Below are 14,605 nucleotides of genomic sequence, written 5' to 3' on the forward strand. Positions count from 1 at the left end.
CAAGGGGAGCCTAGATGCAAGTCGGGCTCCCCTCTTTATTGCTTTCGTGTCACTGGCTTAGTCTAAACTCCAGTAAATCACGAATTAGCCCAAAAAATCATTGCCTATTTGGAAGCGACAACGGCATCTAATCTCGATGCAAGCGATCAGGCGGATTATCAAGAATGCTGGGATGCTGCGGGAAATCCCTGCAATGAAATTCATTACTATATACCCCCGAGGAGATCCAATAATTCCGGTGGGGTGAACGTTCCCAGCCCCTAACAGGACTCAAACTCGATTCGGACCCCCTCTCGCACTCGTGGAGGTAGCTTCCGCAGTCGGCGCAGGCGGTAATAGATATTGATATTTTATGTAGCGCGGCTTGTAGGAATTAAACAATTTTTAGGCAGGAGTGAGAGTATCTTGTTCCCTACTACTGATAGGCATTTTAGTAACCGTAGAGACCCCGCCGCACCCTCCCCGATATTTTGGGGAGGGCGATCGATCGCACCCCCAAAGCTGAACCGATTGAGGATCGGGCAAACTCCCCCCAGTACCTTAATCCACTGTCTCATTCACTGGGAAGCGATTAATCATCTGAATCGCCCGGTAAGCATTCACCTTTAACCCCTCAGAAATGTGGGGAACGTAGGGAATTTGAGACAAGAAATCCAAGGTCCGGCGCAACATTCGCACAATATCCCCTTCATCTAAGCTGGTATTCGCACAAAGTTCGGTCCATTCCACTCCCAGTGCCCACTCTTCGACGATCGCAATTAATTGGCGTTCTAACCAAATCGGGAGGGCTACTCGATGTCGATGTTGCAGTTGAAACAGTTGCCGTCTTTCTCCTTGGAGTTGCGATAGAGCCCCTTCCACCTCTCGGGACAGATTATAATTTGTCCAGTTATCCGGACGGGAAACCTCTGTCACCAAGGCAGCACAAGCGCAAGCAAACTGATGGGGTTCTAGCCATTCTAAACAGCCGGACATCAGGGCCAATCCCAACCACAACTCGTTATCTCCTCGAATCGCTGCCGCACTTTCTCCCAAGGGAGTCACTTCAAAAGTGAGATTTTCGATCGCATCGTCATCGCCATCGGTTTGGGTTTCCAACTGTCGTAAACATCCCACCTGTTGGAGAATGTTGATTAAATCCAGGAACTCTTCCCAGTGCGCCGTGAGATGGCTATCTAACTTGTTTTTGACCTTGGAGAGGTCGCTTTCTAGCCTCTTATAGCGTTTGAAATGTTTAACTAGAGTACCCGGATGTCCATATTGATTCAGGGGATGGTCCTTGAGTTGAGCTTGCAGGGCGGCAATTCGTCCCTCCTGTTCTACCACTTCTGGGGCATAAAAGGTGGGAACTGAACTGGGAATCAACTGTGCGATCGCCGCTGTATCTTCATTTCCCTTGCGCGATTGTCCCGGTTTGAGCACCAATTCTCCTGGCGGTATCGGGGATTCAAATTGATTCCATCTGGGTAGCGGTTCATGCAATTCCACTACATCCAGTCCGGTCCCGACATACCAGCGATTGGTTTGACTCAAGCAGACCAAAATCGGTGATTTCCCCGGTCCCGGTGCTTTGGCTACCAAAACTGCTAAAATCGGCTCTTTGGTGACAATATGACGGCCTTTGAGACTGAGCAATTGTCCAGGTTCAGCGGTAGAAAGAGCTTGTGCGGCGATCGTCCGGGTGGATTCTAGGGCTTGCTCTTCTAGGGTTTTGAGCAGTTGCTGTTCCACCTTCATGCGATCGCGCAATTTTTGATATCCCTTGCACAGGTCCTCATCCACCCCTTGTAATTGCTTTTTGAGACTCGCTAATTCCTGGGTTTGTTTGGAAATATCTTGGAGTGTCGGTTGCAGGTGCAGGGTTGCTAAATACTGCCCAAAACTCGATTCCACCAGTTCTTTGGTTTCTTCTAAAGTGTGAGTTTGCAGTAGGTTTAAAACCATCCCATAAGTGGGAGTAAACTGACTCACCAAGGGGTCTGGTCCAACGGTGGCTAAATAGGCCGCTTCTTTTGCCCCTTCAAACCGGGTCTGAACGGTGACCACATACCCCCGTTCATCCATCCCGCGACGACCGGCTCGACCGGACATTTGGAGGAATTCTGAGGCTTTTAAGAGTCGATGTCCATCATCGGTCCGCTTGGATAAACTAGAAATCACTGTGGTTCTAGCAGGCATATTAATTCCCGCCGCCAGGGTTTCTGTAGCAAAGACGACTTTGATTAAACCGGCCTGAAACAGTTCTTCGACTAATCCTTTCCAGGCGGGCAAAATTCCGGCATGATGGGCGGCGATTCCCCGGAGGAGGGGTTGGAGTTGCCCGATGCGTTCTGCTTCTGGGTTTTTGGCTAAAAATTCATGGACTCGTTTGTGCAGTTGTTCCGCTTCTTTCGGCGTGACTAGACTCAGGTCAGACACTTGGGCCACTGCATCATCACAACGGCGACGACTGAAGATAAAGTAAATCGCCGGAAGCATATCCTGCTCATGCAAATGGGTTAATAACTCGATTAACCCCGGTTCGTCTCGATTCGACCCCCTACCTTTGCCTGGGGTTTTAATCAGGCGTTGGTTAATTTTGGTATGATCTTTACTCAGCAGGGGAAAGAGTCCCTTTGAGCTGCAAAAGTAAAATTCTAGGGGGACGGGCCGATAATCGGAGTAAATTAACTGGGTGGGTCCATGTACCTGGGAGATCCATTCGGTCAATTGTCCGGCATTGGCAACGGTGGCCGAGAGGGCGACTAGCTGAATTTCGGGAGGACAGTAGATAATCGATTCTTCCCAGACGGTGCCCCGTTGGCGATCGTTCATGTAGTGGCATTCGTCCAGAACCACCGCCTCGACCCCATGTAAGGAAGTCCCCACGGCCCCGATCGAGGTCCCGTAGAGCATATTTCTAAAAATTTCGGTGGTCATCACCAAGACTGCTGCATCCCGGTTGATGGAGATATCCCCGGTGAGCAATCCCACATTTTCCTCCCCAAACTGTTGGCGAAAGTCGCGTAGTTTTTGGTTGGAGAGGGCTTTGAGGGGGGTGGTGTAAAAGACTCGTCCACCGCGTTTTAAGGCGCGGTGGATGGTGTATTCTCCAATTAAGGTTTTCCCAGATCCCGTGGGCGCACAAACCACCACGGACCGGCCTGCTTCTAAGGCGGCGATCGCCTCATGCTGAAATCGATCTAACGCAAAGGGAAACAGGTTGTTTGACTCAAATTTTTTCAAGATAGGGGTACTGTTCACGCCCAAAAATTCCTAGTGATTTTGTTTACTGTTTTTTTCCATCGGTTTGCCCGGGTCGCTCGTCTGCTCTAGCAGTTGCTTTCGTTAGCAGTCGGTTACGTTTTTTTAGCGTTCTCCTGCGCTGCCCTGAGAATTTCCTCGCTTCCCAATTCCTTGACCGATTTTGGCGGGGGTTGGCCTGTTGGCTGGCTCTGTCCCCGGCTTCTTTATTAAAATCCCATTATTCTTTGGTGATTATTATAGCAATCTTCTGGGTCATCCTTCGACTTGAGTTTATACCTGTTCTGTTTGCAAAAAATCGACGGGTCATTTCGCCATTTCTTGGCTTTAATTGTTGAATTCTTTAATTATGACCGTTTCGGTTTTCCTTGTACAGGTATCCCCTGGGTTGCCCTCTCTCCAGTCTGTTAAACCTGTTAGCTATTAACAATTGCCAACCTTCAAAGAGAGATAAGCAAAACGGGGTTACAAGCGGCGCATGAGTTCGCTTAATAGGGAACCGGGGACTCGCGATAACGCCCGAGTTTGGCCCTCGATGCCAAATTCCCCATAAATAGTACGCACAATTTGGACAATATAGGCCCAAGCATTTTGATGGCGTTCCGGCTGGTCTTGAGTGGCAGTCGCTCCTTGGATATAATGATCCAGGGCGGCATGGAGATGTTGAGCGCGGCAGGTGGCATCCGGGATAGTGTTGGTTTGGGTCACCAGTTGATAATGAGCCAATCCCACGTTAGTATGAGCGGCAATCAAATCAAACGCTAACATTTTTTGGGGAGAAGTCTCACCTGCGGCCTGATGGCAGAGTGTCTCTCCTAGGGTAATTGCGGCATCGTAGGCGGCGATCGCCTCTTGTAAAAATTCGGCCCGCAGTTCCGGTTCCGATTGCGAGTGATTGGCTAAATGCCAATAGGCGGTTCCTAAATTATTTTGAGTTGCAGCATGAGCCGCTGGAAGTGTCTGTTTTGTCCGATACATTAGAGCAATCTGATAGGCGGCGATCGCCAGCATCAGATAATCTTTGGGTTTTTCATATTGGGCTAAATTCCAATAGGCTGTTCCCAAATTATTTTGAATCATCCCATATTCTAGGGGTTGTTCCGATCGCGAGTGATGACGTAACGCTTCACTATAGGCCGAAACCGCTTGTTTTAAATTCTCCACCGCATCCCGATGTTGGGCCAAGTTCCAGTAGGCGGTTCCTAAATTATTCTGAGTGGCCGCATAAGGCCGCAAATCCCCACTGGCTTCCCCTTTACGATAGTTTAAGGCTTGTTGGTAGGCCAGGATGGAACGCTGTAAATTCTCTTGGCGATCACGATACCGCGCCAATTCACTATAGACTGCCCCTAGATTATTCTGAATCCGCGCCCAAACAGCGGGTTGGGCCTCCGCATCCAGATGTTGCAACCCCTGGTGATAGAGATCAACCGCCTGGAATAACTCCGGGAGTTTCTCCTCGGGTTGCGATTGATAGCGCGATCGCATCCAGTGACAATTTCCCAGATCATTCGCCAAATCTCCCCACTCCGGCGCATCTTTCTCCATCAAGGCGATCGCCTCTTCGTATGCCAGAATCGCCAGGGTCAGATATTGCGGCAACAACTCCGGAGTAACTGTCGCCCCATTTTGACTCCCACTACTCCCCTTAGATAACCCATCACGATAGAACGAACCCAATTTCAGATAAGCATGGGCCAGTTCCCCCCGGCAGGTCCCGCTATGGTGCAGTTGTTCCACCTGTTCCAAAAGTTTCAGGGGGAGGGTATTGGCCGCAGAAGGTGCAACTTCTGTCTTGACATTGGTGCTTACTGGGGCATTAACTGTGGCCCAGACTAATTCCACCAGCTTTGTTGGAGGTTTGGGGAGGGATGGGGGGGATGGGGGGGATGGGGGAGATGGGGGAGATAGGGGAGATGGGGGAGATAGGGGAGATGGGGGGGATGGGGGAGATGGGGGGGATGGGAGAGACAGAGGGGAGATTGGGGGGGGTGTGGAAGTTTTGAGGCGGAGGTAGTCGCCTTCTGTCTCTCGGCGGGATTGTTCTAAGGGTAGTAATTGTCGCGGGGGGGGGTTTTCTTGGGGTAACCGGGGGATGACTGAGGATGCTTCAATGGTGGTTTCACTGTACTCAGGAAACTGGGCAACGGGGGTGGGTTCGCCCTCAAATTCAAATAGTCCCGTACTACCGTGCCAAAATTGGGGTGCAGATTGGGCAATAGTGCGACCCCAAGGACGGGAGACCCATAGCAGAAGACTACAAGAAAACAGGCGATCGCCTGGATCACTCAAGCGGCCCTCACTCGCCTCTAAGTCGGCCAAAAAGGACCATTGCACTGCTGGCGTTGCCTTGGTTAATTTTTCTAACCCCAAAACCTGAAACACAGGCAAAGGCGATCGCCGATCTGGCAAAGGATGACGAGTGATCCATGCCTCAATTTGGGCGATCGGATTGGGGTCCTGAAGATTTAACTCCAAACTGACCAATCGGGGATATTGGGATGTACCCGTTTTCCCACTTCCATTCTCCAGGGTTTCCCCATGTCCACAATTCGCCTTCAAATCCGCAACTAAACCCTTTGCCAATCGGTTTCTCAGAGGCAAGTCATCACAGACCGCCACAAAGATTTGACGGCGTAAATTTAGACTCAGCGCCAATTTAAGCTGTTTGTAGGTTTGCCGATTAACGTCCAAAACTGTTAGAGGAAGAATATCCGTTACGATCATCGTATCAGGATCACGAGTGCAGGGAATAAGGGTGCAAATTCTGCCGAGGGTACACTTAACACTTAACTCCATCGGCAAAGTCGGCGTGAACAGATACTCTTTCCAAGAGTTCCTCAAAGCTTCAGGAGGGATAACACCGGGGCGATCGTCCGGACAAATTCCAAAAAGAGAACGACTGAAGTCGGGACTACAAACAATAAGAAACGACTTTAGTCGCCTCCCCTTGTTCGGAGTCCCGACTTCAGTCGTCTCCCCCAGTTCGTAAAAGAGGTTTAAAAAGGCTGTTTTAATTAGCTGACGCTAGAAATCGAGGCCGCTAAGACCAATAAACCGCTGACTAATAAAAGGCCCAAAACCGCCTGGACCGCGTAGTTACGTTTTTCCGTGGTCGTTGGAGGGGTGGCGGTGTACATTTTCGGCTCTTTTGCAAAATTATTGAGCAATCCGCCTTCATCTTCGCTATAGGGCATTTGTTAAAACCTCAGTCTTTCTACCTACCTAGTTTTACTTTATCAGATGGCGGTAAAGATTGATCCCCGGATGATCAATCAATTTTATGGGCCAGCTTATTTTGGAGATGGGGGAGATGGGGGAGATGGGGGAGATGGGGGAGAGACGGGAGATGGGGGAGATGGGGGAGAGACAGGAGATGGGGGAGAGACGGGAGATTGACTGAAGTTCTTATCCCCCGTTCAACGTCAGGACTTACTGTCGTTTCCTCCCAATCCTCCCAATCCTCCCAATCCTCCCAATCCTCCCCATCCTCCCCATCCTCCCCATCCTCCCCATCCTCCCCATCCTCCCCATCCTCCCCATCCTCCCCATCCTCCCCATCCCCCCGAATCTCTCTGCAAATACTAAGCCCCAGGAACACTGCTGTGTTCTTAACGTTATAGATAGAGAGAGTATAGATGTTGCTCTTCGTTCTTAAGCTAATTTTAAGAAACCTCTCGACTCAGCCTGGGGTTTAGATTCCAGTCGGCTCCGGGAAATCGCCTCGCACTTCAGGAGGGGTATAAAGCTCTCTCACCCTATTGACAAAATAACCCTAGTATGTATATCTATAGAGCGTTTTGACCTCTCGCCCATAATAAGGTGAAATTATCTAAAAGAAAGCTATAGGTAGCATTATTTAATATTCAAAAACCCAGGAAAAAGCGGGGAGCATTAGCACAGGAAAGGGGAGAGAACACAGAATGGAAAATTTTCAGCCTCGGTTGCAGTTAACAAAGAAAGTTAGATAACCGGGATAGGGTATAGATTGCCATAGGGATAGGGTATGATTGGGGTAATCGGATACCTGTAAAAGGACAGTAGAAGGATGCTTTAGCCCTGAGACGACAAGGAATCCAAGGTCAAGCCTGGGCTATGTAAACCACCCCTGGATTGTCGCTCTTCGGGAGACAATGGATTGGGTCTGAATCCGAAACGATTTGAGGTACTCTTCAACCTAACTTCACACCTGTCAGAGTTTTTATAAAGCCTTGGTAAAGTTAGGTCAGTCAGTATAGACAAGCGCTTTAAGCTATTGCTAATCTAAAAAGCATAAGGGGGAAACGATCAACAACCGAACTTCCCAGCCATCTCACGCCAGATTTAGATACATAGGGACCACTAGGAGGGTTTACTCACATGAAACTTAATTTCTCGACCGTATTAGGTTCTGCTTTAGTCACCACAGGGTTCGTTTCCATGATGGCTGCTTCTGCGGTAGCTGCACCCACAGCAGGAACTTGTAGTATTACGGATGTATTGTTAGGTAATACTCCGGCTACTGCTTGTGAAGGAGCCTTTGAAGGTAATGATACAGGAGCACAGAGTACATTACTCGGTGACTTAAATGGGGGTATGTTCTCCAGTTTTGTGGATGCGGGTACAACCTGGACTTTAGGGGCCAAGTCTGATGATGCCGGTAGTTGGTTACTCGCAGAAAACGGCACAACAGACAGCAACAAGCCGTATAACGGTGAGTGGAATTTGCTCAATGCGATTAGCGGCGGCACATTTGTCCTGAGCTTGAAATCGAATACCTATTATAGTGCCTATCTCTTCCAAGGCATTGATTTTGCCACTACTGGTTTGGAAGGATTATTCAACACCATCGGTGTAGCTGTTAACAAAGGTCGTGGTCAAGATTTATCTCACGCCTCTATCTTTGTCGCGAGCGGAGGCCCGATTGTAGACCCCACTCCAGTTCCAGAACCTGCTACTCTGCTCGGTTTAGCTGTAGTTGGTGGTGGACTCTCCCTTCGTCGTCGCAAATCAGCTTCCTGCTAGGAATTCATGAGCTAGGGTGATAACTTTCTAGCTTATAACTTATTCGCTATGGACTAGGGCCCGTAGCGATTTACGCTTGTAGGGCAATCCTCATATTGAGGCAGTTTTTTCTTGTTCCGTGACTCCTACTGCGGAAAGACAACCGGGTTTCTTTAGTTAGGGCAAAAACCCGGGTCTATTTCTTGGGAGAGAGGGGAAAGATGCTATCCAGGGGTGATCGTCCCAGTAAGGGGAGAACTCGCACTCGCGGCAGATTTAAGGGGAATACGACCGGCGAGATAGGCTAGACGTCCAGCTTCTACTCCTTGGGCCATTGCTCTTGCCATTGCTGCGGGATTTTGGGCGAGGGCGATCGCACTATTAATCAGAACTAAATCTGCCCCCATCTCCATCGCCAGGGCAGCCTCGGACGGTACTCCAATCCCTGCATCCACTACTACCGGAACCTTAGCATTCTCAATAATAATCGCTATATTCGCAGCGGTACTAATTCCCTGTCCTGACCCAATCGGTGACCCCAAGGGCATGACTGTAGCACAACCAACCTCTTCTAACCGTTTGGCTAACATTGGGTCAGCATTAATATAAGGCAACACGGCAAACCCTTCTTTGACTAATTGTTCCGCTGCTTGCAAGGTGCCGATCGGGTCCGGTAACAGATATTTCGGGTCGGGAATGACTTCTAATTTGACAAAATTATTGTCCTCTTGGCCTAGGAGTTTTGCCATTTCGCGACCTAATCGCGCGACTCGAATCGCTTCCTCAGCGGTTTGACATCCCGCAGTATTTGGCAACATCCAGATTTTACTCCAATCGATCGCCTCGGCTAATCCTTCATGTCCCGGTGCATTGGTTTGGACCCGACGCACCGCCACGGTCACGATTTCACAACCACTGGCGATAATACTATGTTGCATTTCCTCCATTGACCGATATCTGCCAGTCCCCGTCATTAACCGAGACTGGAACGATCGCCCCGCAATGGTTACAGGCTGATCTAACTGTTTTAATAAAGATTCCGGAGAGGGGACAGAGGGTTTGGCTGTGGCGAAGGTGAGAGAATGGTTCATGGTAGATGGGTTAGGGTGAGGAGATGAGGTAAAAAATCGCTGACAACTAAAGTGCGGTAGCAGGGGATCCGTATTTTCCTGGAGAATCCAATCGACAATTAGGGAAGCGGTAATCGGTGCCAGTAAAATCCCGTTGCGATAGTGACCCGTAGCTAACGTTAAATTGGCGATCGCACTGGGTCCCAGAACCGGCCATTCATCCGGGGTCGCCGGTCGATATCCCCACCAACATTCATTGATAGGATAATCCGCCAGGACCGGATAAAGACGCATCGCCCGTTCTAACAAGCGTTTGATTCCCGCAGGGGTGTTACCGGGGGTAAACCCCACATCCTCACTGGTGGCACCAATAATAATCCGGCCATCTCGTCGCGGTACGATGTAGGTTTCAGGTCCAAATAATACCCGCGTTAGAAAGGGCTGTACTGTAGAGTTTACCGGGGCTTGCACAGAGAGCATTTGCCCTTTCTTGGGATGAACTGGAATTGGCAGGAGTTGATGACTCCAGGCCCCGGTTGCCAGGACATAATGGGCGGCGTGTAATTCGCCCTGGTTGGTCCGTAGGGCGACTGCTTGCTGTTGTCGTTGGATAATCCCTTCTAGGATGACCCCCTCGCGAATCTCGACTCCCAATTCTCGGGCTGTTTTTAATAACGCGTTGGCAAGGGCGCGATTATCCACTTGTCCATCTTCGGGATACCACCACCCCCCAACGACAGCCTCACCTAAACCCGGCTGGTATAGATCTAGGTGACATTTGTCAACCCAAATGGCGGGAAATTCTGAATCCGTGGAGGCGGGGGTCCCCGGTGGGGTGGCTTCATAAACCGGGGCGAGGATACCCCCGGGCCAATAGCCGGTAGAAACGCCGCTGAGGTCTTCTATTTTGCTAATCCAGTCGGGATAGAGCGATCGCGATCGCAAGCACAAATCCAGCATCGGTCCTGGGGGGACGCCCTCCGCTTGTGGGGCCAACATTCCCGCTGCGGCATAAGTAGCCCCCTCCTGTAGCGATCGCGTACAAACCGTCACCGATGCCCCGCGTAGTTTCAGGTCAACGGCAATGGAGAGACCGATAATGCCCCCGCCAATAATAATGATGTCGCTTGATGTCTTCATTAAAAAATTAGGGTAATTTTTTTTATAAAAATAGAGTTTTTGTCAAGTTGCAATCGGTGAAGATTAGTTTAAATTTTTATCCCGGACTTCATTCAGTGGTCTTTAATGAATCAGAAAGACAGGGGAGTATAATTTAGAAGAATGCTTTCTCCCTCAAAGAAAAAACTGCCCTTAAATTATTATTTCTGAATAGTCAATGCCTCAGCGCCTTAACCTTCTGCGGTCCATACCGGATTTTCCCCTTGTCCCCAGAATCCTTCATATTTTGTCAACTTTACATCACCTAAAACTTGAGTTTGACAAGCTAATCGGAGATTTTTTGCGGGAGAATGAGGAGGGAGCGATCGGCGAGTTCGGTCTCGCCAGTTGGGAGCCGAGACTTCCCCTTTAATCTCCACTGCACAAGTTCCACAACTGCCCAGACCCCGACAATTAATCAATTTGGCCTTGCCATTGTACAGGTCAATTCCGTTATCTAACAAAACCTGCCGGAGATTGGCCCCGCGATCGCACTGTAAGGTTTTTCCTGCAACTTCTACTTTTGGCATCTCAACTCACTCCCAGCATTTCCCTCTCTATTTTTACACCTTTTGGGGAGAGGGGGGATGGGGGGATGGGGAGGATTGGGGAGATAGGGGAGATGGGGGAGATTGGGGAGATGGGGGAGATTGGGGAGATTGGGGGGGAAACTACTTCAGTCTTTTCTACAAACTTCCCCATCCTCCCTATCTTCCCCATCCTCCCCATCCCCCCTATCTTCCCCATCCTCCCCATCTCCCCCCTCTCCCCTGTCTAAATTACACGACTCATGACCAACACTATGAATGCAGATAGCACCAACCGGATTTGGATCTACGACACCACCTTAAGAGATGGCTCCCAGCGCGAGGGGATGTCTCTGTCTATTGAGGATAAATTGCGAATTGCTCACCGCCTCGATCGCCTGGGGGTCCCTTTTATTGAGGGCGGATGGCCTGGGGCCAATCCCAAGGATGTCCAATTTTTCTGGAGACTCCAAGAAGAACCCCTCCAAAATGCTGAAGCTGTCGCCTTTTGTTCCACCCGGCGTCCGGGAAAAACTGCGGCAGAGGACCCCATGTTACAGCCGATTCTCTCCGCAGGGACCCGCTGGGTGACGATTTTTGGCAAATCCTGGGATCTTCATGTGATTGAAGGACTAAACACGACTCTGGAAGAAAACCTGGAGATGATTCGCGATACCATCGAGTTTCTGCGGAGTCAGGGACGACAGGTGATTTATGATGCGGAACATTGGTTTGATGGTTACAAACACAATCCCACTTATGCACTGAAAACCCTAGAAACAGCGATCGCCGCTGGTGCGGAATGGATTGTCTTCTGTGACACTAATGGCGGCACGCTACCCCATGAAATCAGCCAAATCACCAGGACTGTGATTCAAACCCTCGGCCAAAATAGCGATATCCCCATCAAGTTTGGGATTCACACCCACAATGATGCGGAAACAGCAGTTGCCAACGCCCTATCTGCGGTTTTGGAAGGAGTGCGGATGGTTCAAGGCACTATTAATGGCTATGGTGAACGCTGCGGGAATGCCAACCTTTGCTCTTTAATTCCAAATCTCCAGCTTAAACTAGGCTATGATTGCATCGACCCAAGTCACCTGGTTAAACTCACTGAAACCAGTCGCTATATCAGCGAAGTTGCTAATCTCGCTCCGGATGATCATGCTCCGTTTGTCGGACTTTCAGCCTTTGCTCATAAAGGGGGAATTCACGTTTCTGCGGTTCAGCGTAATCCCTTGACTTATGAACATTTACAACCGGAATTAATCGGCAATAAGCGCCGGATTGTGGTTTCTGATCAAGCGGGAATGAGTAATATTTTGGCAAAGGCTGCGACCTTTGGGATTGACCTGAATAAAAAAGATCCCAAATGTCGGCAAATTTTGGAGAAGTTGAAAGAGTTGGAAAATCAGGGGTATCAATTTGAGGCGGCGGAAGCGAGTTTTGAATTGTTAATGCATGAAGCAGTAGGCGATCGCCAGACATTTTTTGAAATTAAAGGCTTTCATGTCCATTGCGAACAACTCGAAGGCATGACGAATGTTTTGGCAACGGTCAAAGTCGGAGTCAATGGCAAAAATATTTTAGAAGCTGCCGAAGGCAATGGTCCAGTCTCAGCCTTAGATGCTGCCCTGCGAAAAGCCTTAGTTAATTTTTATCCGGCTTTAGCTGATTTTCAACTCACGGATTATAAGGTCAGAATTCTGGATGGTGGGGCGGGAACTTCGGCCAAAACTCGGGTGTTAGTGGAATCGAGCAATGGTCATCAACGCTGGACGACGGTTGGAGTTTCTACTAATATTATTGAAGCTTCCTATCAAGCCGTGGTGGAAGGATTAGAGTATGGGTTAATTCTGCAAAACCAACTCAAGGAAGTGGTAACGGTTTCTTAGAAGAATGTTATCCTAATCCTGTGGAAAGGAGTGCTGACATCTGGTCTTGACTCCTTTTTTTATGAAAAAATTTTTAAGGAATTGCGAGGGATACGTTCACCCTCCTTTTTTTTAAGATTATTTTAGGTAAGTTTTTAAGAGAAAAGCGAGGGAGACACGGGTTATTTTTTAAATAACGGCATTTTTAAGGTCAATAATTTTATTCAACCCCAATAGCGGATGAATGGTTAAATATCGCATTAGTTTTTCACCCTATGGCCCGTGGTAGGTTTGTAATCTATCTCTGGATAGAGAATAAATTAAGAGGGAGAATCAGCGGATCAGTCACTTGCCAAACTGTCACAAACGGTCCGGAATCTGTCGGGTACTAGAATAATAATAAAGTGATTCTTGATCGTCTAGGATTGTAGCCCTCATGCAGCGCTTAGAAAATTCCACTGTCTCAGAAATCAGTTTTTCTCAAGTTCCCGAAGATCCGCGCATCGAGCTTTCTGTTGCGGAAAGGTTGGGAGAATGCCAGGAAAATTTATTACGAGTTTTAGTGGTTGCTTCTGGGGGTTGCACGGCGTTGAGTTTATTAGCTTCGCCGATGGTCGGACAAATTGAAGCGGTGGATAGCAATCCGGCGCAATTGCATTTAGTGGAGTTGCGCCGTCAGGCATTGCTACATTTACCTTTATTTGACCAGATGGCGCTGATTGGGGCCGATCGCACGACGAGCGATCGCGAACGACTGGACCTCTACAAAGAATTGCGGCCCTATCTTCCGGAAGCCACGTTATCGTTCTGGGATGCGCGACTGGAACAGATTGCCCAGGGAATCAATCAGGTGGGCCGATTTGAGACCCTGACAACTCAGTTATCGGCCCAATTTTCGGCGTTGGGATTGGATCCGCTTCACGATCCAGCCGAGAGTCTTGGTCATTCTGGATGGCAAGATTGGGTTGAGTCTATTTTCACCCCCGAGGAACTGGTGAACATTTTTGGGGAAATTCCAGTGCAGGGGTGGGAGGGACTGTCATTTGGAGAGCATTTTGCTCAGAGATTGGCCGTGGTGCTTAACAAGATGCCTCCCCAGGAAAATTATTTTATGACCCAACTGTTTGCCAACTCCTACGCTGAGGGGTTCAAAGGGGTCCCAGTTTATTTACAAGGGTTTGCCCAAGGGACGATTTTGGCCCTGGGCACCCAGCGCCTCAAACTGCATGGGGGTCAGTTTTTAGAAAAAGTTGTGGAACTCGGTCAATCGGGGAGATTTGACCTGATTTCTATGTCAAATTTCGGGGAGGGGATGGATCCGGATGAGTTAGAGGGGGCGATCGCCAAGATGACGCAATACTTAAATCCCGGTGGCGCTTTAATCGGACGCCGACTCCAGGGCAATTATGATTTAGGGGCGCTGATGGCCCAATCCTTGCACGTGGATCGGGAATGGAGCGCTAGATTACAGGAGATGGAACGCTCTTATCTTTACAAAGAGGTCGTGTTGGGGTTTGCCTGATCCAGTGGCGATCGCTGTTGGGTGATGAGAACCCAAAATTGCCTGCCTTGGGGAACCCTAAACCCTGACTTAACCCTGAATGAATCCTGACTTAACCCACTTTAAACGGCTGTGAAGTCTGAGGTCCCTGCCCCTGAACTCTTTTTAGTGAGGGGAATCCTCCACAACTCGATTGTTTTCTCACTGAAGCGAGATAAAATTGGGAGTGAACAAAAACTCACTTATTTG

General features: G+C 49.2%; 9 protein-coding genes and 1 pseudogene. 4 read left to right on the top strand and 6 right to left on the bottom strand.

The genetic code is table 11. The features are described from left to right. Positions 1-540: 540 nt before the first annotated feature. The 3 genes from NG796_RS23930 to psb34 form a co-directional block, all read right to left on the bottom strand. Positions 541-3,243 carry a DEAD/DEAH box helicase gene (locus tag NG796_RS23930; RefSeq protein WP_261209725.1) on the bottom strand — a complete coding sequence of 901 codons (2,703 nt, stop codon included), beginning with the start codon at positions 3,241-3,243 and terminating at the stop codon, positions 541-543. 465 nt (positions 3,244-3,708) lie between these two features. Next, a complete protein-coding gene (locus NG796_RS23935) occupies positions 3,709-5,970 on the bottom strand; it encodes a tetratricopeptide repeat protein (RefSeq protein WP_261209727.1) in 2,262 nt (753 codons plus the stop codon). A gap of 290 nt (positions 5,971-6,260) precedes the next feature. Further along, on the bottom strand, positions 6,261-6,440 hold the full coding sequence (gene psb34, locus NG796_RS23940) for a photosystem II assembly protein Psb34 (RefSeq protein WP_254567029.1): 180 nt from the start codon (positions 6,438-6,440) through the stop codon (positions 6,261-6,263). A gap of 70 nt (positions 6,441-6,510) precedes the next feature. On the opposite strand from psb34, the gene NG796_RS23945 reads away from it, so the two are divergent. Together NG796_RS23945 and NG796_RS23950 are read left to right on the top strand one after the other, a co-directional pair. Beyond that, positions 6,511-6,642: a hypothetical protein gene (locus NG796_RS23945; RefSeq protein ID WP_261209730.1), complete on the top strand. Its 132-nt coding sequence runs from the start codon at positions 6,511-6,513 to the stop codon at positions 6,640-6,642. A 1,020-nt stretch (positions 6,643-7,662) separates the two neighbouring features. Continuing rightward, complete coding sequence (locus NG796_RS23950) at positions 7,663-8,247, top strand: PEP-CTERM sorting domain-containing protein (protein ID WP_261209731.1); 585 nt, start codon at positions 7,663-7,665, stop codon at positions 8,245-8,247. Positions 8,248-8,450: 203 nt separating this feature from the next. On the opposite strand, the gene NG796_RS26510 is transcribed toward NG796_RS23950, so the two are convergent. The 3 genes and pseudogenes from NG796_RS26510 to NG796_RS23965 form a co-directional block, all read right to left on the bottom strand. Then, positions 8,451-9,230, bottom strand: a complete 780-nt coding sequence (locus NG796_RS26510; protein ID WP_261209758.1) for a thiazole synthase — start codon at positions 9,228-9,230, stop codon at positions 8,451-8,453. Between the two features lie 222 nt (positions 9,231-9,452). After that, positions 9,453-10,436, bottom strand: a pseudogene (gene thiO / locus NG796_RS26515) (glycine oxidase ThiO); the annotation flags it as partial. A gap of 209 nt (positions 10,437-10,645) precedes the next feature. Further along, positions 10,646-10,984 carry a (2Fe-2S)-binding protein gene (locus NG796_RS23965; RefSeq protein WP_261209733.1) on the bottom strand — a complete coding sequence of 113 codons (339 nt, stop codon included), beginning with the start codon at positions 10,982-10,984 and terminating at the stop codon, positions 10,646-10,648. A gap of 260 nt (positions 10,985-11,244) precedes the next feature. Here NG796_RS23965 and cimA point away from each other — a divergent pair, with 260 nt between their 5' ends. Then, on the top strand, positions 11,245-12,876 hold the full coding sequence (cimA, locus tag NG796_RS23970) for a citramalate synthase (RefSeq protein ID WP_411268823.1): 1,632 nt from the start codon (positions 11,245-11,247) through the stop codon (positions 12,874-12,876). 415 nt (positions 12,877-13,291) lie between these two features. Then, entirely contained in the window at positions 13,292-14,377 is a 1,086-nt protein-coding gene (locus tag NG796_RS23975) for a BtaA family protein (protein WP_261209735.1), read from the top strand. Positions 14,378-14,605 lie beyond the last annotated feature (228 nt).

Origin of the sequence: Laspinema sp. D2d, from assembly GCF_025370755.1 — a bacterium.
GTDB lineage: Bacteria > Cyanobacteriota > Cyanobacteriia > Cyanobacteriales > Laspinemataceae > Laspinema.